The sequence below is a fragment of the Glaesserella sp. genome (genome assembly GCF_041814905.1).
Classification (GTDB): Bacteria; Pseudomonadota; Gammaproteobacteria; order Enterobacterales; family Pasteurellaceae; genus Glaesserella.
In genome coordinates this window covers 13,773-33,602 of record NZ_JBGXYA010000022.1, presented here as the reverse complement: position 1 = coordinate 33,602, position 19,830 = coordinate 13,773, and the positions used below count along the sequence as shown (strand labels likewise).

Here is a 19,830-nt window from a genome sequence, read left to right as displayed (position 1 = left end):
TACAGGCAGAAATTGAAGAATATTTGGTGTATTACAACCAAAAACGAATTAAACCCGACTTAAAAGGATTGAGCCCGGCACAATACCGAGCTCAATATTTACGTGAATAACCTGTCCAACTTTTGGGGGGCAGATCATGTCGGTGAACAAGCGGTCGGTTATCACGATTTTTTTGCAATTAATCGGTGATGTCGGGGGTTACCGTGTCCACGACATCGACGGCGGTTCCGACAACACCACCGACTACCGATGTTACTAAACAACCGCTCACGGAGCCGCAAAGTAGCGCTATACCGATTAATTTAAATAATTTCTTCATCATAGCGTTTATTTTTCAAACTTAACTTGACCGGACGCTTGTGCCGAAATGGTTGCTTTACCCGCTTCAAGCGGCATCTCATTATTGGATTTGGATGAATAAGAAGAGGCTTGGAATGCAACGGGACGCGTATGGTAGTAATTATCCCCGTTCGGCGTAGAAAGCTGGATATTGCTGATCACATAATTTTTGGCATTAATACCTTTTTTAATCACTTCGGCTTTATGCTCGAATTGACGGATAATTTCTAATGTCATTTCGTCTTCAATCGACGCCATTTTTTCAGGTGATACGCGAAAGTCAATATAGCCGACAGCGATGTCGTTACCTAAATTTTCAAGAATAGCCGCCATCGCTTCAAAATTCTTACTGCTTAATTGAATGCGACTTTCCGTGATCCAGCCGGTGACTTTGCCTTTACTGTCGTATTCCGGGTAGTTGTTGATGCCGTTTGCGGAAAACTCAATGCTTTTATCTTGTTTCACCAAGTCAACGATTTGATTGATATTGGCGGAAACCTGTTTTTTGAGTTCATTAAGATTTTTGCCGGATTTGCGACTATACAGCTCCGCTTGCATCACGTCTTTATCAACCGAACGTGTAACTTGCGTTGCAAACTGAAATGTTGAAGAGGTGTCAACCGGTTGGGTTTGCGCCGTTGCAGTTAAGGTGGCTAGGGCAAGCGGTAAAACGGCAAAAGTTTTTTTCAAAATCATAAGATGTTCCTTTTAAAGTACGGATTAAAATGGTGAATGAGAAAATACATTATGTAATTAGTTCGGCGGATGAATATCCAAAACATAAGCTTTGTCGAGTATCTCTTCATCTACCCGCCAGGTGATGTTATAACCGGCGATAAGCATACCATAAATTCGGTCGCTTTTTTTCCCTTGTTGGTAAGCCGGGCGGGGATCTTGCGCGATAACTTCGCAAATAAACCGAATGGGATCCCGAATATTGAATTTTGCAAAATTTTGGCAAGAACCGACCGCTTGTAACGCTGTTTCCGTCAGTTCAACGTTGAGTTTGGCTTGCGGTTTCGTTTGAGCGAACCCCGACACGGCATTCGGCTCGCTGTCGGCATAGGTAATGTACGGTTTAATATCGAAAATCGGCGTACCGTCAACCAAATCGAGACTACCTAAATGCAACATCACATCGCCGTTGTTGACCTCTATTTTATGCAATGCAACCTTGGATAGACCCAGCGGATTCGGTCGGTGCGTCGCCCGACTGGCAAACACGCCGACCCGCTGATTTCCGCCCAAACGGGGCGGGCGAACGGTGGCGTGCCAAGTTCTGTCGGGAATGTGATGAAACTGAAAAATTAACCAGAGATGGCTGAACTGCTCCAAACCGCGCACGGCATCCGCCGTATTGTACGGCGGAAGTAAACGCAAAATACCGTTACCTTCGGTAACTAAATTCGGCTGACGGGGAACGGCAAATTTTTCATCATAAGGACTTTCAATGATGCCAATCGGCTGTAACGTCAGGTTTGGCGGCGTATTTTGCATAAAAATGACTAATTTTGTGTAAAAATCAAAAACGTGGACGCTATTTTGTAATAATATGCATCCTTTTGAAAGCTCCATTTTTCACTTAATCGATACATGAATAAAGATTCTCCATTTTCAATTTGGTTTACGACGGCACGTCCTAGAACATTGCCTTTGGCGTTAGCGTCAATTTTAGTCGGCTCGGCATTAGCGGCGTGGCAAGGTCAATTTAACGTGATTACCACCTTGCTTGCGTTGATTACTACAGTTTTATTGCAGATTTTATCCAATTTTGCCAATGACTACGGTGATCATGTCAAAGGCTCGGATACCGCCGAGCGTATCGGGCCGCTGCGTGCCATTCAACACGGTAAAATTACAGGCGGACAGTTGAAAAAAGCCTTAATCGTCGTTGCCGTACTTTCATTTTTATCGGGCAGTCTATTAATCGGATATGCTTACCAAACGTGGCAAGATTTCGTGGTATTTGCGAGTTTGGGCGTTCTCGCGATTGTGGCGGCAATCACTTATACCGTCGGCAAAAAACCTTACGGCTATTTGGGACTCGGTGATATTTCCGTATTAATTTTCTTCGGCTTTCTTGCGGTGTTGGGGACATTCTATTTACAGGCTCACGCATTAACACTCAGTTTACTCTTACCCGCTTTCGGTTGTGGATTGCTGTCCGTTGCGGTATTAAATATCAATAATTTACGTGATATTGAGCAAGATAAGCATGCCGGAAAAAATACGCTGATTGTCCGTATCGGTAGTCAAAACGGACGGATTTATCATGTTGCCTTGCTCAGTTTAGCCTTACTTTCATACCTACTTTTTGCGTTGGCGAATTTTAGCCATTGGTACAATTTCCTGTTTTTACTTGCTGTGCCGCTGTTAGTTAAACACGGCTTATTCGTTTATCGTCATCAAAACCCCGCAGAACTTCGCCCGATTTTAGGGCAAATGGCAGGGATTGCACTCGTGACAAATATTCTGTTTGGCTTAAGCGTGATTTTGTAAAAAAGAGAAAGAAAAAGACCGCTTGTAAACCAATACAAGCGGTCTTTTTTTAGAAAAAATTTTCAAATGCTGAAAGAAGAACCACAGCCACAGGTCGAACTCGCATTTGGGTTTTGTACCACAAAGCGCGAACCTTCCAACCCTTCGACATAGTCGACGGTGCCGCCAATCAAATATTGCAAACTCATCGGATCAACGACCAAGCCGACGTTTTGATTTTCAACGGTTAAATCCCCGTCATTGATTTGATCATCAAAGGTAAAGCCATACTGAAACCCGCTACAGCCACCGCCTGTGATATACACACGTAAACGTAGGTTTGGATTCTCTTCCCCTTCAATCAAACTTTTTACCTTTTTTGCCGCCGCATCGGTAAAGATAAGAGGAACGTTTATGTCACTCATTTTTTGTCCTACATCAAAATTTCTCGAAAGTGGCGTATTATCTAACAATTCAACGGAGAGGGCAATGGGGAAAAGTCGGCGGGAGTGGGAGTTTGTGATAGAAAAGCGCCTCATATGTCGGTATAATCCTTCAGCTAAGATGATGAGACGTTGTTCGGCTGTAAGGTGAGAAAACTATACAGACACAATGCGATGCGCTTTGGATATTACACAATTCGGTATAACTCCTTGGAAAATTTTTCCACGAAGCTACAGGGATAAACAGTAACGTTACATGGGGTGAGATATGGATTATTTGATTGGAAAGCGGGTATTTTTCGGATGCCATTTATATAAAATCGTAAAAGGTAATATCGGCAATAACACTGTGTCATTACAGAATGTGCTGACCAATAGTTATGCACGGCATTGTAACGGCATTATAATGAATAGCGAATATAGCAATGAAGCGCTTTTTCTTTATGATTCTTCATTTATTGCACATAAAGTAGAAAATCGGGTTAGATTATTTTGTTCAAATGAAGGATTAACATCATTTTGTATTACAGATATTGACGGATTGTTCAGCATTATTGAATTTGAACGTTGTGAGAAAGAGGGATTGAAGTCAGCGTTTGATTTATTGACTGAAGCGGATATTCCTGTAAAAGAAAATGCAATTTCCAAATATGATGGAAATACTAAAGTTGTTGCATTAGGTTCTTCTTCTACAGAAATTTTTGATTATGTTTTTGGCGATAATCAGAATTATATTCCGCTTTGGGCGTCTAGCTGGTCTGCAAGAGGGCTCAGAAAGGTGGACAAGAATATTTCCCCTTATTTGAAAATATTAAATAGCCTTTCAAGAGATAGCATAATTTTATTACACTTTGGTTCGGTGGATATAGATTTTAATTTGGCGTTTAAAATGGGAGCGACGGGGTTCTATAAAACCACGGATTTTCTCCATGAAATGGCTTGCGGCATTTTAGCTTTTAGACACTATTTAATGCGGGAATTAGGCTTTAAACATATCTATGCAATATTTACAGCTCCGGCAGTTCACTTAGAATCAACTTATTGGATTCGGCATTTGGGTGAGACACCTCAATTATCAAGTAAAATGAGAGCCAAAATGCTTTGGGATTTTGCTTTGTCTTTATCTTCAGCAATGCCGGTCATCAATTGTTTGCCGGATATTGCGGAATCCGTAGAAAATCCGATCTGCGCACCGAAATATGTGCGTGATTATCCTGATCATCATATTAACTTTGTCGCTGCACAAAATATTGTGTATAAAAAATTAAAAGAGCATATTCCGAATATATTACCGGCTAGAAAAAAACAACATGATTATTTATATGAACATCTCTTTTATGATGTGCATGATGCAATAAGACTTAACAAACCACGACCAAGAACTTGTAGATAAAATGATTAGTAAATTTATTGGAAAATTAAACCGATTTTATGCCTTTGACGAATTGTTAAAACAACTGATTGTTAGAGATATTAAATTAAAATACCGAAGAAGCTATCTTGGGTATTTATGGAGCATTCTCAATCCGTTAGTGATGATGATGGTTTTGGTTACGGTATTTTCTAATTTGTTCGGGCGTTTTGATATTCCAAATTATCCGTTATATATTATTTCAGGTCAGATTATGTTCGGATTAATGACGGAAGCAACGAATATGTCTGTCGGTTCAATTATAGGAAATGCCAATCTTATTAAAAAAACCTACGTTCCGAAATATATTTTTACCGTTTCTAAAGTCGGTAGTTCATTGGTTAATACGTTATTTTCACTTGGTGCATTATTAATTGTAATGGTGATTACTCAAGCGGATTTTTCGTGGAATTTATTATTGGTTCCGTTTGTACTGCTACAGGTTTTTGTTTTTAGCCTGGGTTTAGGAATGTTTCTTTCTGCTGCCGCCGTATTTTTTAGAGATATCCAATATTTGTGGGGTGTGTTTGTCTCCATGTGGTTATATTTAACGCCTATTTTCTATCCCGTAAATATTATTCCGGAAGAATATCAGTCTTTATATAAAGGGTTGAATCCAATGTATTGGTATCTTGAACAATTCAGAGATATTGTCTTATATGCGAGATTACCGGATATCTCTTCTACATTGATGGGATTTGGGTTAGCCTTTTTAGTTCTGTTTATCGGCTCTTGGTATTTTAATAAAAAACAAGATGAATTTATTTTATATATATGAGAAATCCTGAAAATATTATCGAAGTCATCAATGCGACGGTTCGTTTTAATAAAGCAACCGAAAATCATAACGGCTTGAAAGAATACGTGATTAAAATGCTGAAAGGCGAACTGATGTTTCAAGAGTTTTTAGCATTAAAAGATGTCAATCTTGAGGTTAAACGCGGTGAGTCTTGGGCATTAATCGGTACGAACGGATCAGGGAAATCCACGCTATTGAAGCTCATTTGCGGCATATTAAAACCCTATAAAGGGACGGTTGAAGTTGCCGGTAGTATAGCTCCTCTTATTGAACTCGGTGCGGGGCTTGATGGGCAATTGACGGCAAGGGAAAATATTTTTCTTAACGGTGCGCTTCTCGGGCATAAAAAAGCGTTTATGGAAAAGCACTTTGATGAAATCATTGATTTTGCAGAATTACATGATTTTGTGGATGTGCCGGTTAAAAATTTTTCATCAGGGATGTCTGCCCGTTTGGGATTTTCAATTGCGACGATTGTTAAGCCGGATATTTTGATTGTGGATGAGGCTTTATCTGTTGGTGATGCCGCCTTCCAAGCCAAATCGCAACGTAAGATGGAAAAAATGATTGCGGAAGGGGCAACGTTATTGTTTGTTTCCCATTCAATCAATCAAGTGAAGGAACTTTGTCAACATGCGGTTTGGATTGACAAAGGTGTTATTAAAGCAAGCGGTAAAGCGGAAGATATTATTCCGCTGTATACTAAATAAACAATAGGTAAGTTATGTCGAGTATTATTCAAACTAGTATCTATCCTAAAACTTCTCTTTGTAGCCAAATTGATTTGTATTTTCGTACAAATCAATTTGCAAGTATAAGTCTAAAGGAATCAAAAATTTTACTTAATAAAATGGGGAAAATAGGATCAGATACTTATTTCAATAGTGTAAGTGTGGGTAAGTGGAAACGTCATACTCATGTTGAGGATTTAACATTTAATCTTAGATTTAAAGGCAACATTAAGATTACATGGATTTTGCATCGGTTACATTTCAGTTTACGGATTCTGGATGAAAGCTATTTAAAAAATGAAAATGTAACAGAAGTATCTATTCCTCTTATGTTTTGGAAAAGTTTGGAAGACGGTATGCTTGCATTTGAAATTGAAGCATTAGAGGACAGTGAGATCTATGATTTTTCTTATACTACGGAAACAAAGTCTCAAAATAATGTTTCATTAGGTATTGTAATTACTCATTTTAATCGTCAGCAGTATGTTTTGCCTGCATTGGATCGTTTAAAAGAAGAATTATTAAAAGATAAAAATTTTAATAAAAAAGTTTCGTTATATGTGGTGGATAATAGTCAGAATTTACCTGAGATTGATGGTGTAAATATTGTGCCAAATGAAAATTTGGGCGGTTCTGGTGGTTTTACGCGTGGCTTAATGCATCTTAAAGAATCAGGTAATTATACGCATTGCTTATTTATGGATGATGATGCTTCTTGTGAGGTTGAGGGTATTAAGCGAACAATAACGCTACTTGAATATGCTAATGATCCGGAATTAGCCGTTGGTGGAGCGATGTTACGTGAAATAGAAATGTTCCGCCAATTTGAATGTGGAGCCCGCTTTGACGGTCTATGCCGTCCGAATAAATGTGGTTTTGATTTACGTAATATTCATGAATTATTAATGAATGAAGTTGAAGAACAGGTAGATTATGCTGGATGGTGGTTCTTTGCTTTCCCGTTATCAAAAGTAAAACATTATGCATTCCCATACTTCGTACGTGGAGATGATATTGGTTTTGGATTGGTTCACAAATTTAATATTGTAACACTAAATGGTATTTCATCATGGCAGGATGATTTTTCGTTAAAAAATGGTCCGTTGCCATATTATTTGGATACTCGTAATCATATTATGCAACATTTCCATGGCCTTGTCGGAGGTGGGTTAAAAGGTATTGTCAAAACAACGGCAAAAATGGCATTACGCAATCTTTTAACCTATCATTATGAAACTGCTCTTGCATCAATTTGTGCGGTCGAAGATGCCGCAAAAGGCGGAGATTTTTGGCGCAATAATGTTGATATGGCTGAAAAACGTAAAGAAATTCTTGCTCTTGTTCAAAATGAAAAAACTGTTGATATACCATTTAATATATCTACTCAAGCAATATTTGGTAATCCGAATGAAGGTAAAATTGCTCGTTTGTTCCGTTGGGCTACATTGAATGGTAATTTATTGCCTGAAGTTTTCTTTAAGAAAGGAATTGTCTCTCAACCAAAAGGATTTGGAGGAAGTTTGCGTGAAATATATCGTTATGAGAAAGTATTATATATTCATTTCCCAACGAATAAAGGTTTTATATTGGAGCATGATAAGGGTAAATTCTTCAGTTATGGCTTTAGATATTTAAAAGCAATTTATCAGTTAGCGAAAAATTACAACCGCTTGAAAAAAGAATACCAAGGTTCTTACGATGAATTAACAAGTACAGAATTCTGGAAAAAACAATTTAAACAAGATCAATAATTAAAATTAAGGTACAACATATGAAAAAATTTCTTTTAGTCGGTGCGGGCTTTTCAAACGCTGTAATTGCCCGTGAATTGGCAGAGCAAGGTTACAAAGTCACTGTTATCGATCAACGTAATCATGTGGCAGGTAACTGCCACTCGGAGCGTGATGCAGAAACAAACGTAATGGTGCATATTTATGGTCCGCATATTTTCCATACGGATAATGAACGTGTGTGGAATTATGTGAATCATTTCGGTGAGTGGATGCCGTTTGTCAATCGCGTAAAAACGATTAGTCAAGGTGCCGTGTATTCATTACCAATTAACTTGCATACTATTAACCAGTTCTTTGGTAAAACTTGTTCACCAACAGAAGCTAAGGCATTGATTGAAAGTCAAGCGGATATGTCAATTACCGATCCTCAGACCTTTGAAGAACAAGCGATGCGTTTTGTCGGTAAGGATTTATATAAAGCGTTTTTCTATGGTTATACCAAAAAGCAATGGGGGGTTGAGCCTAAAGAGCTGCCTGCAAGTATTTTAAAACGTTTACCGGTACGCTTTAATTATGACGATAATTACTTTGCCCATAAATTCCAAGGTATGCCGAAAGATGGTTATACGGTTATCGTAGAAAATATTTTAAAACACGATAATATCGAAGTGCGTTTAAATACACCATTTGCAGAAGCAATGAAGGCAGAGTTTGACCATATTTTCTGGTCGGGTCCGTTAGATGCTTATTTTGGTTTTGAATTAGGCCGTCTTGGTTATCGCACGTTAGACTTTGAAGCCTTCCGAGGGGAAGGGGATTATCAAGGTAATGCGGTAATTAACTATGGCGATGAAAATGTGCCATTCACTCGTATTTCCGAGCATAAGCATTTTGCACCGTGGGAAAACCACGAAAAGACGATTTGTTACCGTGAGTTCAGCCGTTTATGCGAAGAAAAAGATATTCCGTATTATCCGATTCGCTTAGTAAAAGACAAAGCGTTGTTGCAGCAATATGTCGAGAAAGCAAATAAGGAAACACAAGTCACTTTCGTTGGACGTTTAGGCACTTATCGTTATTTGGATATGGATGTCACTATTAAGGAAGCATTAGAAGCTGCCGATGAAATAAAAGCATCACTTGCAAGCGGTCAGAAATTGAAGCCGTTTTACGTCAATATGGATGTGTAAATTTTCATGAAAAACAGACCGCTTGTGTAATGCAAGCGGTTCATTTATATAAATGCTATGTTGGAAAAGAAATCAATTTGTGCTGTTGTTGTTACGTTTAATCGTAAAAATTTGTTATTAAATTGTTTGCAAGCATTAAAATCACAATCTTATCCATTGGATCATATTGTTGTCATTAACAATGCAAGCCAAGACGGAACGGTAGAGTATCTGCGTGAAAACGGATGGCAAGATAACGATCAATTTACCTTGATTACTCTACCAAATAATCAAGGCGGAGCAGGCGGATTTTATGCCGGTATTGAGTTTGCCAAGCAAAAGAACGTTGACTACATTTGGTTGATGGATGATGACGGCTATCCTTCAGAGAGTTGCTTAGAAAAATTGATTCCTTATTGTGCAAATAATTGTTACATCGGACCGATGGTGCTTGATCCCAAGGTCACGAATAAATTGAGCTTTGCATTACGTGTGCCGAATACAATTAACGTCTTTGATTTTTATACGGAGATTCCGAAAGAGTTAAAGCAGAGTAATGTCATCAACGGTGTCGTATTACCTTTTAATGGGACGTTAATTGCCAATGAACTGGTAAAAAAAATGGGGTTATTGCTTAAAGATTATTTTATTTGGGGAGATGAAAAAGAGTATACGCTTCGTGCAAGTAAGTTTAAGGCAAAAATTCTCACTGTTATTGATGCGATTTTTTATCACCCGTCTGATAGTTCGGCTTCTACCCCGATGTTTTTTAATAAGTTACGATTTAATAATGCTAATTCAGAACTAAAATTATACTGTTTTTGTCGTAATTCTATTGCAACGTTTAAACGCTACAACGGTTTAGCTCATGTGCTGGCATTTTGGGGAAAAACGACTTGGTTTTTTATGTTTACTCAGCCAAGTCTTTCGCGTTTGCTCTTTACTTGGCGGGCAATGTGGCATGGTTTTAAAGGTGATTTTTCTCACCATCAAGAGTATTTATAATCGATTTTGCTCATGAAAATTCTCATCGCAACGCATAAAAAATATATTTTTCCAGCTGCGGATTACTATATTCCGATTCATGTCGGAAAATCGAATAGTGCTTTAGAACTGAATATTTTGTCGGATAATTCCGGTGAAAATATTTCAATTAGGAATAATTCATTCTGTGAGCTGACAGCATTATATTGGGCGTGGAAGAATCATTTTTTCGATGAGGCGGATTATGTCGGACTAGTACATTATCGTCGTTATTTTTCAGGGAAGCAGCTGAGCTTGCTGAATAAGCGAATTGCATCGAAAACAGAATTATTGTCTGATTTTGTTAATTATGACGGTATCGTTGCAAAGAAGCGAAATTATTATATCGAAAGTGTTTACCAACATTATAAAAATGCGCATTACATTAAAGATTTAGACTTGGTAAAAGAAATTATTCAGAACGATTATGTTGATTATATTCAGGCATTTGAGCAAGTCATGTCGGGTAAAACACTGCATCTTTATAATATGTTTGTTTTAAAAAGACAAGATGTCGAGAAATATTGCCAATGGTTGTTTGATATTTTGTTTAAGCTGGAAAAGCAGATTGATATTACGGATTACGATAATTATCAAAAGCGGGTTTTCGGTTTTATCGCAGAACGCCTTTTTAATGTTTGGTTGGTAAAAAATCAATTAAAACTGAAAGAACGGAAAGTGGTTTCGTTAGAAGGCGAACATATATTGAAAAAAGCAATTGGTTTGTTGAAACGGAAATATTTAAAGAAAAAATGAGCATGATGGATAAATCGGTAATTTGTAAAGGTGTGTTGGCGGTAACGGATTTTGTTTCGTTACTGCTTTCCTATTTTTTAAGCATCTATTTACTGAACCTTTTTACAAATGATTTAGAGCGTTTTTTACCTTCCGAGCAGTTTCGAGAAGCGATACTGATTCATTTAGGGCTAGCCTGTGGTTGTGTTATTTGGTTTTGGATTAACCTTCGTCATTATACTTATCGAAAACCGTTTTGGTTTGAATTAAAAGAAGTTGTTCGTACCTTAATCATATTGGCGATTATTGAATTAGCCAGTATCGCCTTTTCCAAACTCTATTTTTCCCGCTATTTGTGGTTATTAAGTTGGAGTTTAACCCTTGTTATCGTGCCGCTCAGTAGAGTTCTGATTAAAAAATTATTGATCAAAAGTGGTCTATATTTAAAGAATACAGTGATTATCGGCGGTGGTAAAAATGCGGTAGATGCCTATAAAGCGTTGATCAGCGAACCCTATCTCGGGCTTAAAGTAAAATATTTTATTGCTGTAGATAAGATCGATGAATTAGACGGTTTAGGCATTCCAATCATTAATGAAACCCGTCAGGGTATTTGGAGGTTAGTCACGAAATCATCCGATCAATTTATTATTGCCCTTGAAGAAGATGAAATTGAACAACGCGACCAATGGCTTCGTTATTTTTCTAAAAAACATTATCGTTCCGTATCCGTTATTCCGACGCTACGGGGATTGCCGTTGTACAGTACGGATATGTCGTTTATCTTCAGTTATGAAGTGATGCTGCTTCGTGTGAATAATAACTTGGCAAAACGTTCTTCCCGCATCATCAAACGAACAATGGATATTGTCGGTGCCAGTCTGCTGATTATTTTATTGTCTCCGTTATTATTGACATGCTACTTTCTGATTAAGCGGGATGGCGGAAGCGCCGTATTCGGGCATAAGCGAATCGGGCAAAACGGTAAGCCGTTTAGTTGTTTAAAATTCCGTTCAATGGTGTTGAACTCTCAAGAAGTATTGGATGAATTGTTAGAGCGCGATGCGGAAGCAAAGACGGAGTGGGAAAAAGATTTTAAATTGAAAAATGATCCGAGGATCACACCGCTTGGTCAGTTTTTACGTCGAACGAGTATTGATGAATTACCTCAATTGTTTAATGTTTTGGTCGGACAAATGAGCTTAGTCGGACCAAGACCGATTATTGCCGACGAATTGTCTTATTATAAAGATGATGTGGATTATTATTTGATGGCGAAACCGGGCATGACCGGCTTGTGGCAGGTGAGCGGACGTAACGATGTCGACTACGATACTCGGGTTTATTTTGATGCGTGGTATGTGAAAAATTGGTCGCTTTGGAATGATATTGCCATTCTCTTTAAAACCGTTAATGTGGTTGTAAAAAGAGAAGGCGCTTATTAAGTAAAAATAGTGAGATAAGCTAACAATCATCAATAGAAAAACTGATTTCCGTTTGACACAGAAATCAGTTTTTTTATAAGTAAATTATGCCTCGATACCTTCAAATAATAACGTACTTAAATAACGTTCTGAGGCAGACGGTAGAATTGCGACAATAGTTTTGTCGGCAAATTCAGGTAATTTTGCAATACGATCTGCTGCTGCAACGGCGGCACCGGATGAAATTCCCACGAGAATACCTTCTTCAGCCATAACTCGACGTGCAGTGGCAATCGCGGTTTCGCTATCCACTTGTTCAACCCGATCGATAAGGCTTAAATCTAAGTTTTGAGGGATAAAACCGGCACCAATACCTTGAATTTTGTGCGGACCTGGTTTGATTTCTTCACCGTTCAATGTTTGAGTGATGACCGGTGATTCTTTCGGTTCAACGGCAACGCTGATAATTTGTTTACCCTTTTCTTGTTTGATATAACGGCTTACACCGGTAATCGTACCGCCTGTTCCTACGCCTGCCACGAAAATATCAATATCGCCATTCGTCGCTTCCCAAATTTCTGGACCGGTTGTTTGTTGGTGAATTGCCGGGTTTGCCGGGTTTTCAAACTGTTTTAACATGATGTAGCGATGAGGATCGCTGGCAACAATTTCTTCCGCTTTTGCAATCGCCCCTTTCATACCTTTTGCGCCTTCGGTCAATACTAGCGTTGCACCTAAGCCGCGTAATAAACGGCGACGTTCGATACTCATTGTTTCCGGCATGGTTAACGTTAATTTATAGCCACGAGCTGCTGCGACAAAAGCTAATGCAATGCCGGTATTGCCGCTGGTTGCATCGACAATCTCTTTATCTTTGGTCAGGATGCCGTCTTTTTCCGCTTGCCACACCATATTTGCTCCGATACGACATTTCACGCTAAAGCTTGGGTTGCGCGCTTCAACTTTAACTAACAAGTTACCGTTATTACCAAAGTTTTTTAAACGAACAAGGGGGGTTTTACCGATAGTTTCTGAGTTGTCTGCATAAATAGTCATAGTATGAATCCTCTGGTGAATAAATTTTTAAAACGGTTTCAGAATACCGCTTATTTCTGAAATGTTAAGGATAGGAATTTTATTTAATATAATTAAATGGAATATATGAATTGTTTCGTCTAAGTAAAATATCTATTTACTCATTTAATATATATTTATCCCAATAATCAGGATTATAATTTTCAACGAAATCAAACTGTTAAAGGAGAAATCATCATGAATAGTTATATACAAAAATTCAATCGATTTGTAAGTCATCCAGAACTTGCGAAATTATTATTACGTATTGGTTTTGCCGGATTATTCTTATTCCACGGAGTCCATAAAATTTGGGGCGGAGTGAGTTTTATTGAAGGGAAATTTATTGAAATCGGTTTGCCCGGATTTTTTGCCTATGCCGTCTATTTAGGTGAGGTCATTTCTCCGATACTCATTATGGTCGGTCTGTTTACTCGTCTCAATGCCTTTATTTGTGTCGGAACGTCAGTCGTGGTGATTTTGTTAATGCACTCGACAAATTTCTTCACGTTAACCAAAGTCGGCGCATGGTCTGTGGAGGGCATTGCCACTTTCTTATTCGGTTTCCTTGCCATTATGTTGTTCGGCTCCGGCAAATATGCGGTAAAACCGGACTAATCATCACTTCATGACAAGCGGTCGTTATTTGCAAATTTTTTGCAAAAAGTGACCGCTTGCAACCTTTAGGCTTTAAGGTATAGTAAGCGACTTTAAGATATTAATAAGCTCAATGCCATGAAAAAGTCGAATACTTCTCCAAATCAATCGAATCCACAAAAACGCACGCTTAGCCAACTGATTTTTGTGATCATTATTATGGTTTTTGCCATTTTCACTTGGTGGAATAATGAAGAAAAAACGCAGCCGTCGAGTACCCAAAACAAGATTACGTCGACCGATGCGGAAGTGAATATTCCGGCAAATTTAGGTCATTACGATACGGTGATGGCGCATGATAATATCGGGCAGAACAAGCATGCAACAGTGGATTATTATATGCTTTCGCTTTCTTGGTCACCGAGTTTTTGTGAGACGCAAAAGAATAAAAACAACGGCAAAATTCCGGAGAATTTAGCATTTCAATGCAATCAAGCCGCTCAACTTGGCTGGGTGATTCACGGTTTATGGCCACAGAATGCTAATGCGCGCGGCGTGTCTGATCACCCTCGATTTTGTAAAGGCGATTTGCCTGAACTTCCGGAAGAACTCATCAAAAAATATATGCCGGAATCCCCGGGAGCAAGTTTATTGCAAGGTCAGTGGGAGAAGCACGGCTCTTGTGCTTTTGATAATGCAGAAGCCTATTTTGCCAAACAGAAAGCATTGTTCCGTAGTTTGAATTTACCGGGGCAAGCGTTGTCACGCAAAGATTTGTTTGCTTGGATGAAAAAATATAATCCTCAACTGAAAAATGCTTATTTGGGCGCAAGTAAAAACGAACTTTATATTTGCTATGATAAACAATGGAACGTGATGGATTGTCCGAAGTAAGATGTTAAGAATGTTGAAAATGCAAGTACAGCGCCAGTTAAAACGCGATTTGGAAAAAGCGAATCATTTTTTTCGAAAAGCGTTTATTCCGCCTTCGGTAAATTATGATGTACGCGGGATGAAGGCGGGTGTCGCGTATTTGCAGAAAAATGAAATTCGCTTTAATCCGATTTTATTAACCGAAAACGGTACGGAGTTTGTGCAGCAAGTGGTGCCGCATGAATTGGCACATATTTTGGTTTATCAACAATTCGGAAGCGTTCAACCACACGGAAAAGAGTGGCGGATGATGATGGAACAGGTGCTTGGTGTACCCGCCGAAACCTATCACTGTTTTGATGTTTCCACTGTGCAGGGGAAAACCTTTGACTACGCCTGCGCTTGTCAAATCCACCAACTCTCTATCCGTCGTCATAATGCCATTGTCCGTAACGGGAGATCTTATATTTGCAAAAAGTGCAAAAATGAGTTGAAACGGAGAGTTAAGTGATTCCCCACTTTTTAATCAACACATCTAATTCCCTTTTCTCTAGCTTTTTCAATTTGGGGCAATGAGCGCAGTAATCGTTCTTTTTGTCTAAATGGGCGTGACAGCAGACTTTACGTAGCCGTACCGGTTGTGGAAAAGGGAGATCGTGAAACTCAATATATTCCACAGCGTTATAAAACGGTGACCATTCATATTCGTCCCACTTTTTTTCAAGCAGAAGTTGCCGATAAATTGGAGAGACCTCAAACCCGTCCGCTTCTAATTCTTTTAGACTGAATTCAATTAAATTGGCACAGTTATGCCAAAACACCGATTCATTTAAATGGCTGTAAGCCGTGAGTTTATTAAATATCGGTGAGAGAAAATGTTTCAACTGACGATAGGCTTGCAGAATTTGTTCGTTATTTTGCACTTTCCGAACGGGCGTACGGCTTATATTAACAATAAACCCTTTGATTTTTCCGCTTGCGGAGAGTTCGAGAGCGGTGTTTTGTTCGCTTAAAACCAAATGAATACCATATTTATGCAATAGCCAAACCCAATGCATAATAAAACCGTTTAGCCAATAACGCTGCCACATTGAAATAGTCGCTTTACGTGGTTCGGCAGTTACGGCACTGTATTTTTGAGGTAGCGTGGAATAATAAATTTGCTGGAAAAACATGGCGTTAGAAATATTTTCCGGTTTTTCGACAAAAGTCAGTAGGCTTCTGCAATGTTTTAATCTATCGGAAAAGAGCGTTTCACGTAGGGCGTTTAATTCCGAACTGGTAAATAGCAAATTCATAAAAAGCGGGTTAAAAATGAAAAGAGCTATTTTAATACAAATTATTTTCAATTAAAATAAAATCGTTTTTTACTTATTAAATTGGCTCGGAGCTTTTGTGTTTATTGTCGAACAGGCAAATTTTGCTATTCCTAACCGTACTTTGTTATATCCGATTTCTCTGCGATTTGAGCAAGGCAAAGTGTATGGTTTGATTGGTCACAACGGCTCCGGGAAGTCCACGCTGATAAAACTTCTCGCCAAACAACTGCCATTATCGGCGGGTTCAATCCGATTTGATGATAAGTCCTTAGACAGTTGGTCGAACCGCGATTTTGCCAAAAATGTCGCCTATTTGCCCCAACATCTGCCGAATACCACCAATTTAACCGCGAAAGAGTTAATTGCTATGGGACGCTACGCATGGAATGGTCTATTCGGGCGTCAAACTGTTGAAGATAAGCAAGCGATTGAACAGGCGATGAAATTGACTCACACCGAAAAATTTGCCGAACAATCGGTAGATGTGCTTTCGGGTGGTGAGCGCTCGCGTATTTGGCTTGCAATGCTGCTGGCACAACAGAGTAAATTTTTACTGTTAGACGAACCCCTTGCCGCTCTCGATATTGCTCATCAAGTGGAAGTGATGCAGTTGGTACATAATCTAAGTCGATCGCTAAATTTAGGCGTGATCATCGTGATTCACGATATCAATCTTGCGTCGCGCTACTGCGATCATCTGGTTGCATTACATAGTGGGCGTTTGCTCGCACAAGGCAATGCGCACGATATCGTAAACACTCCGTCGCTTAAAGCCATTTACGGCATTGAGCTGAATGTGATCAATCACCCTGAAACCAATCGACCAGTGAGTTTTTATTAAGATGATGAAAAAACGACAAGCGGTCATTTTCACGCTCTTTTTTGCAAATTTTCTTTATGCCGGAGAACCGCAACGAGGTTTTGCAACGCTCGATTGGACAGTCGCGGAAACGCTTGTTGCACTGGATGAACAACCGCTAGCTGTGGGCGATGCGGAAAGTTATAAAACTTGGGTTGCGGAACCGAAATTGCCGCGAGAGACGCTTGATCTCGGTATTCGTTTACAACCTAATCCCGAACAGCTTTGGTCACTGTCAATGCAATTGGATGCACAACCTTTGGTGTTTATCAATTCGTCTTTCTATGCTCAAACTTCGCCGATGTTGGAGAGGTTCGGTAAGGTATATTGGGTGGATTTTTATAAGGATGGGGAGGCTTGGCAAAATGTGATTGACGCGACCAAACGGATTGCGGAGATTATCGAAAAACCTGCAAACGCTGATAAATTGCTGAACAACTATTTGCAAAAAATTGCTGAAATCCGACCGCTTGTCACTCCGTTTAGCGATCGTCCTATTGCGTTGGTTCAGTTCAGCGATACGCGCCATTTGCGGATTTATGCGGAAAATAGCCTGTTCGGTGCCGCATTAAAACAGTTAGGGTTTGAGAACGCATGGACAGGTTCATACAATCGTTGGGGTTTTGAATGGATTGAGGTCACTCAGCTGGTGAAATTGCCGAATAACACCCGTTTTGTCGTCGTAAAACCATATCCTTACAACATCAAAACAGCTTTGCAACATAATACCCTTTGGCAACGATTGCCAATGGCGAAAGATCCGCTTGTTCTGCCGACGGTTTGGACCTATGGCGGCATTCCGTCAGCTCAACGCTTTGCGGAGATTTTCGCAAATGCATTGATTAACGGAGGCGAGCAATGGTAGCTCAAGTGAGGCTGTTTTTTGCTCTGTTAGCCGTGCTGTTTGTCGGTTTACTGATAACCTTACTAAATGCGTTATTACCACAAGATTCAAGCCTCTCGGCGTTATTTCAGTATTCTGATTCGTTAGAGATCTTATTGATCCAAAGTTACAGCTTACCGCGTATCACCATTGCCTTATTCGCCGGCGGCATTTTAGGTTTTGCCAGCCTGTTATTACAGCAAGTGATGGCAAATCCGCTTGCGTCCGATAATACTCTTGGGATCAGCGCAGGCTCACAATTTGCGTTGTTTATTGCCGCAATTTTCACGCCGCAGCTACTTGATGTCGGCGCCAGTATCGTGGCGGTTATCGGGGCAGGATTAAGCCTGTTGTTGGTGCTAACGTTAGCTATGAGTAAAACAATGTCTCCACTTTTACTGATTTTGGCGGGGTTGGTGGTTAATCTCTATTTCGGCTCTTTTTCTGCGTTGATGATGTTGTTCTATCCTGAAGAAGCGCGCGGGTTAGCACAGTGGGGGGCGGGTTCATTAGTACAAGAAAGCTGGCACGACTCACAGTGGCTTGCGTTACAAGCGGTGCCGTGTTTTATATTAATTGCAATGTTAATTCGTCCGTTTACGATTTTATCTTTGAATGACAGCAACGCCCAAAGTCTTGGTGTCCCCGTAAATCGCCTACGTTTTATCGGTGTGTTAGTTTCTGCTTACTTAATTGCTTGTGTGGTGAGTGTTGTTGGTATGCTCGGTTTTATCGGCTTAGCATCAGCTACTATTGTTCGTCAACTTGGTATGCGTTCTTTTAAAGGGCAACTTATCGGGGCGTTTATCGGTGGGGCATTGTTGCTTGCCATTACCGATCTAGTTTTGCAATTACTCGCTCACTTTAAAGGTATTAACTTGCCGACGGGTGCCGTAACCGCATTATTAGGTACGCCGTTATTACTTTGGTTGATGTTTAGAACAATACAAAATACAGGGCGTTTAACTGAGCAAGGGCAGCGGGTGAGTCATCGATTTAAACCGATTTATCTCGTGCTTATTTTGGTCGGTTTGGTACTTTCTCTGTGGTTGGCTCTTGCGCTTGGTAGAGATACAAGCGGTTGGAAACTATTAGAATTTTACGAATTTTACGTCCCGATTTTTGAGTTACGTTATCCGCGAATATTCATTGCTTTATCCGTCGGTATTTTACTTGCCGTCGCCGGTGTACTGTTACAACGCTTAACGTTGAATCCGATGGCCAGCCCTGAATTACTTGGGGTATCGTCGGGGACCAGTATGGGGATTTTAGCGGTATTGTTTTTCTTTCCGACCGAACAAACAGCACTGTTTTGGATAGCAGGAATACTGGGGGCTTTGTTGGCATTATGGGTGATAAGTGCTATCAACCAACGTAGCGGAATGTTGCCTGAAAAAGTGTTACTGACAGGGATTAGCTTATCGGCATTATTCGATGCTTTACAACGTATCGCGATTGCAAGTGGAGATTTACGCGCCCAACAACTGATTTCGTGGACATCGGGTTCCACTCAACAAGTGAGTGCCGAATTAGCCGTTCCTTTTTTAGTTGTAAGCTTGGTGTTGCTGGCAATGAGCTTGATTTTCAGCCGCTGGCTTGAGTTATTAGCACTACAGGCACCGATTGCTCAGGCATTAGGGTTGAATCTCAAACGCACCCGTTGGATCTTAATTTTATTTAGTGCGTTATTAACCGCATTGGCAACGTTGATTATCGGTCCGCTGAGTTTTATTGGCTTATTAGTGCCGCATATCGCACGTTTTTTAGGCGTAAACAGAGCCTATCAACAAATTTTAATCTCTGCCCTGTTGGGTGGTTTGATTATGGTGTTTGCCGATTGGCTCGGCAGACAGATGTTATTCCCTTATGAAGTGCCGGCAGGATTGGTTGCAACACTGATTGGAGGGACGTATTTCTTGCTGATGGTGAGAAAGGTTTAA

At 39.8% G+C, this 19,830-nt stretch carries 22 protein-coding genes; 16 read left to right on the top strand and 6 right to left on the bottom strand.

Features of this window, described 5'->3' with window-relative positions; translation table 11 throughout:
* Positions 1–110, top strand: a 110-nt coding sequence (locus ACEYJ7_RS03695; RefSeq protein ID WP_373777694.1) for an IS3 family transposase, incomplete at its 5' end; no start/stop codon positions are given.
* A 68-nt stretch (positions 111–178) separates the two neighbouring features.
* Here the strand turns inward: ACEYJ7_RS03695 and ACEYJ7_RS03690 are convergent.
* Genes ACEYJ7_RS03690 through tsaA form a run of 3 tightly spaced genes read right to left on the bottom strand, consistent with a single transcriptional unit; the run spans position 179 to position 1,836 of the window.
* A complete protein-coding gene (locus ACEYJ7_RS03690) occupies positions 179–322 on the bottom strand; it encodes a hypothetical protein (RefSeq protein ID WP_373766972.1) in 144 nt (47 codons plus the stop codon).
* Positions 323–327: 5 nt separating this feature from the next.
* Complete coding sequence (locus ACEYJ7_RS03685) at positions 328–1,035, bottom strand: SIMPL domain-containing protein (protein ID WP_373777687.1); 708 nt, start codon at positions 1,033–1,035, stop codon at positions 328–330.
* A 57-nt stretch (positions 1,036–1,092) separates the two neighbouring features.
* Positions 1,093–1,836 carry a tRNA (N6-threonylcarbamoyladenosine(37)-N6)-methyltransferase TrmO gene (tsaA, locus tag ACEYJ7_RS03680; protein WP_373777685.1) on the bottom strand — a complete coding sequence of 248 codons (744 nt, stop codon included), beginning with the start codon at positions 1,834–1,836 and terminating at the stop codon, positions 1,093–1,095.
* A gap of 96 nt (positions 1,837–1,932) precedes the next feature.
* Here tsaA and ACEYJ7_RS03675 point away from each other — a divergent pair, with 96 nt between their 5' ends.
* A complete protein-coding gene (locus ACEYJ7_RS03675) occupies positions 1,933–2,838 on the top strand; it encodes a 1,4-dihydroxy-2-naphthoate polyprenyltransferase (protein WP_373777684.1) in 906 nt (301 codons plus the stop codon).
* A 62-nt stretch (positions 2,839–2,900) separates the two neighbouring features.
* Here ACEYJ7_RS03675 and erpA read toward each other — a convergent pair whose 3' ends face one another.
* The gene (gene erpA / locus ACEYJ7_RS03670) at positions 2,901–3,242 is read right to left on the bottom strand and encodes an iron-sulfur cluster insertion protein ErpA (RefSeq protein WP_373777683.1); all 342 of its coding nucleotides are present in this window, start codon (positions 3,240–3,242) and stop codon (positions 2,901–2,903) included.
* A gap of 286 nt (positions 3,243–3,528) precedes the next feature.
* On the opposite strand from erpA, the gene ACEYJ7_RS03665 reads away from it, so the two are divergent.
* The 8 genes from ACEYJ7_RS03665 to wbaP are packed head-to-tail and all read left to right on the top strand — an operon-like array spanning position 3,529 to position 12,306.
* Complete coding sequence (locus tag ACEYJ7_RS03665; protein ID WP_373777681.1) at positions 3,529–4,653, top strand: hypothetical protein; 1,125 nt, start codon at positions 3,529–3,531, stop codon at positions 4,651–4,653.
* 1 nt (position 4,654) lies between these two features.
* On the top strand, positions 4,655–5,449 hold the full coding sequence (locus ACEYJ7_RS03660; protein ID WP_373777680.1) for an ABC transporter permease: 795 nt from the start codon (positions 4,655–4,657) through the stop codon (positions 5,447–5,449).
* Complete coding sequence (locus ACEYJ7_RS03655) at positions 5,446–6,180, top strand: ABC transporter ATP-binding protein (protein ID WP_373777679.1); 735 nt, start codon at positions 5,446–5,448, stop codon at positions 6,178–6,180. Before ACEYJ7_RS03660 ends, ACEYJ7_RS03655 begins: the two co-directional genes overlap by 4 nt.
* A 14-nt stretch (positions 6,181–6,194) precedes the next feature.
* Positions 6,195–7,952, top strand: coding sequence for a glycosyl transferase (locus ACEYJ7_RS03650; RefSeq protein WP_373777678.1), 1,758 nt, complete (start codon positions 6,195–6,197; stop codon positions 7,950–7,952).
* A 20-nt stretch (positions 7,953–7,972) separates the two neighbouring features.
* Positions 7,973–9,124 (top strand): UDP-galactopyranose mutase, encoded by a 1,152-nt coding sequence (gene glf / locus ACEYJ7_RS03645; protein ID WP_373777677.1) that lies wholly within the window; start codon positions 7,973–7,975, stop codon positions 9,122–9,124.
* A 57-nt stretch (positions 9,125–9,181) separates the two neighbouring features.
* On the top strand, positions 9,182–10,108 hold the full coding sequence (locus ACEYJ7_RS03640; RefSeq protein ID WP_373777676.1) for a glycosyltransferase family 2 protein: 927 nt from the start codon (positions 9,182–9,184) through the stop codon (positions 10,106–10,108).
* 3 nt (positions 10,109–10,111) lie between these two features.
* The gene (locus ACEYJ7_RS03635; protein ID WP_373777693.1) at positions 10,112–10,882 is read left to right on the top strand and encodes a DUF4422 domain-containing protein; all 771 of its coding nucleotides are present in this window, start codon (positions 10,112–10,114) and stop codon (positions 10,880–10,882) included.
* Between the two features lie 5 nt (positions 10,883–10,887).
* Positions 10,888–12,306, top strand: a complete 1,419-nt coding sequence (gene wbaP, locus ACEYJ7_RS03630; RefSeq protein WP_373777692.1) for an undecaprenyl-phosphate galactose phosphotransferase WbaP — start codon at positions 10,888–10,890, stop codon at positions 12,304–12,306.
* Between the two features lie 84 nt (positions 12,307–12,390).
* Here the strand turns inward: wbaP and cysK are convergent, their stop codons facing one another.
* A complete protein-coding gene (cysK, locus tag ACEYJ7_RS03625) occupies positions 12,391–13,341 on the bottom strand; it encodes a cysteine synthase A (protein ID WP_373777675.1) in 951 nt (316 codons plus the stop codon).
* A gap of 216 nt (positions 13,342–13,557) precedes the next feature.
* Between cysK and ACEYJ7_RS03620 the strand changes: the two genes are divergently transcribed.
* The 3 genes from ACEYJ7_RS03620 to ACEYJ7_RS03610 all read left to right on the top strand — a co-directional run bounded on the left by ACEYJ7_RS03620 (position 13,558) and on the right by ACEYJ7_RS03610 (position 15,340).
* Complete coding sequence (locus ACEYJ7_RS03620; protein ID WP_373777674.1) at positions 13,558–13,977, top strand: DoxX family protein; 420 nt, start codon at positions 13,558–13,560, stop codon at positions 13,975–13,977.
* A gap of 117 nt (positions 13,978–14,094) precedes the next feature.
* On the top strand, positions 14,095–14,850 hold the full coding sequence (locus ACEYJ7_RS03615; RefSeq protein WP_373777672.1) for a ribonuclease: 756 nt from the start codon (positions 14,095–14,097) through the stop codon (positions 14,848–14,850).
* 19 nt (positions 14,851–14,869) lie between these two features.
* Positions 14,870–15,340 (top strand): SprT family zinc-dependent metalloprotease, encoded by a 471-nt coding sequence (locus tag ACEYJ7_RS03610; RefSeq protein WP_373777690.1) that lies wholly within the window; start codon positions 14,870–14,872, stop codon positions 15,338–15,340.
* Here the strand turns inward: ACEYJ7_RS03610 and fhuF are convergent.
* A complete protein-coding gene (gene fhuF / locus ACEYJ7_RS03605; RefSeq protein WP_373777671.1) occupies positions 15,333–16,127 on the bottom strand; it encodes a siderophore-iron reductase FhuF in 795 nt (264 codons plus the stop codon). The genes ACEYJ7_RS03610 and fhuF overlap by 8 nt on opposite strands.
* A gap of 97 nt (positions 16,128–16,224) precedes the next feature.
* Here fhuF and ACEYJ7_RS03600 point away from each other — a divergent pair, with 97 nt between their 5' ends.
* The 3 genes from ACEYJ7_RS03600 to fhuB are packed head-to-tail and all read left to right on the top strand — an operon-like array spanning position 16,225 to position 19,830.
* Positions 16,225–16,989: an ABC transporter ATP-binding protein gene (locus tag ACEYJ7_RS03600; protein ID WP_373777670.1), complete on the top strand. Its 765-nt coding sequence runs from the start codon at positions 16,225–16,227 to the stop codon at positions 16,987–16,989.
* A gap of 1 nt (position 16,990) precedes the next feature.
* Positions 16,991–17,872 (top strand): iron-siderophore ABC transporter substrate-binding protein, encoded by an 882-nt coding sequence (locus ACEYJ7_RS03595; protein ID WP_373777669.1) that lies wholly within the window; start codon positions 16,991–16,993, stop codon positions 17,870–17,872.
* Entirely contained in the window at positions 17,866–19,830 is a 1,965-nt protein-coding gene (gene fhuB, locus ACEYJ7_RS03590) for a Fe(3+)-hydroxamate ABC transporter permease FhuB (RefSeq protein WP_373777667.1), read from the top strand. The genes ACEYJ7_RS03595 and fhuB overlap by 7 nt, the downstream gene beginning before the upstream one ends.

Coding starts and splice junctions, on each gene's coding strand:
- tsaA (WP_373777685.1), bottom strand. CDS start 1,836: ATGCAAAATACGCCGCCAAACCTGACGTTACAGCCGATTGGCATCATT.
- ACEYJ7_RS03665 (WP_373777681.1), top strand. CDS start 3,529: ATGGATTATTTGATTGGAAAGCGGGTATTTTTCGGATGCCATTTATAT.
- ACEYJ7_RS03655 (WP_373777679.1), top strand. CDS start 5,446: ATGAGAAATCCTGAAAATATTATCGAAGTCATCAATGCGACGGTTCGT.
- fhuF (WP_373777671.1), bottom strand. CDS start 16,127: ATGAATTTGCTATTTACCAGTTCGGAATTAAACGCCCTACGTGAAACG.
- ACEYJ7_RS03685 (WP_373777687.1), bottom strand. CDS start 1,035: ATGATTTTGAAAAAAACTTTTGCCGTTTTACCGCTTGCCCTAGCCACC.
- erpA (WP_373777683.1), bottom strand. CDS start 3,242: ATGAGTGACATAAACGTTCCTCTTATCTTTACCGATGCGGCGGCAAAA.
- ACEYJ7_RS03690 (WP_373766972.1), bottom strand. CDS start 322: ATGATGAAGAAATTATTTAAATTAATCGGTATAGCGCTACTTTGCGGC.
- ACEYJ7_RS03615 (WP_373777672.1), top strand. CDS start 14,095: ATGAAAAAGTCGAATACTTCTCCAAATCAATCGAATCCACAAAAACGC.
- ACEYJ7_RS03640 (WP_373777676.1), top strand. CDS start 9,182: ATGTTGGAAAAGAAATCAATTTGTGCTGTTGTTGTTACGTTTAATCGT.
- glf (WP_373777677.1), top strand. CDS start 7,973: ATGAAAAAATTTCTTTTAGTCGGTGCGGGCTTTTCAAACGCTGTAATT.
- cysK (WP_373777675.1), bottom strand. CDS start 13,341: ATGACTATTTATGCAGACAACTCAGAAACTATCGGTAAAACCCCCCTT.
- wbaP (WP_373777692.1), top strand. CDS start 10,888: ATGGATAAATCGGTAATTTGTAAAGGTGTGTTGGCGGTAACGGATTTT.
- ACEYJ7_RS03620 (WP_373777674.1), top strand. CDS start 13,558: ATGAATAGTTATATACAAAAATTCAATCGATTTGTAAGTCATCCAGAA.
- fhuB (WP_373777667.1), top strand. CDS start 17,866: ATGGTAGCTCAAGTGAGGCTGTTTTTTGCTCTGTTAGCCGTGCTGTTT.
- ACEYJ7_RS03675 (WP_373777684.1), top strand. CDS start 1,933: ATGAATAAAGATTCTCCATTTTCAATTTGGTTTACGACGGCACGTCCT.
- ACEYJ7_RS03610 (WP_373777690.1), top strand. CDS start 14,870: ATGCAAGTACAGCGCCAGTTAAAACGCGATTTGGAAAAAGCGAATCAT.
- ACEYJ7_RS03660 (WP_373777680.1), top strand. CDS start 4,655: ATGATTAGTAAATTTATTGGAAAATTAAACCGATTTTATGCCTTTGAC.
- ACEYJ7_RS03650 (WP_373777678.1), top strand. CDS start 6,195: ATGTCGAGTATTATTCAAACTAGTATCTATCCTAAAACTTCTCTTTGT.
- ACEYJ7_RS03595 (WP_373777669.1), top strand. CDS start 16,991: ATGATGAAAAAACGACAAGCGGTCATTTTCACGCTCTTTTTTGCAAAT.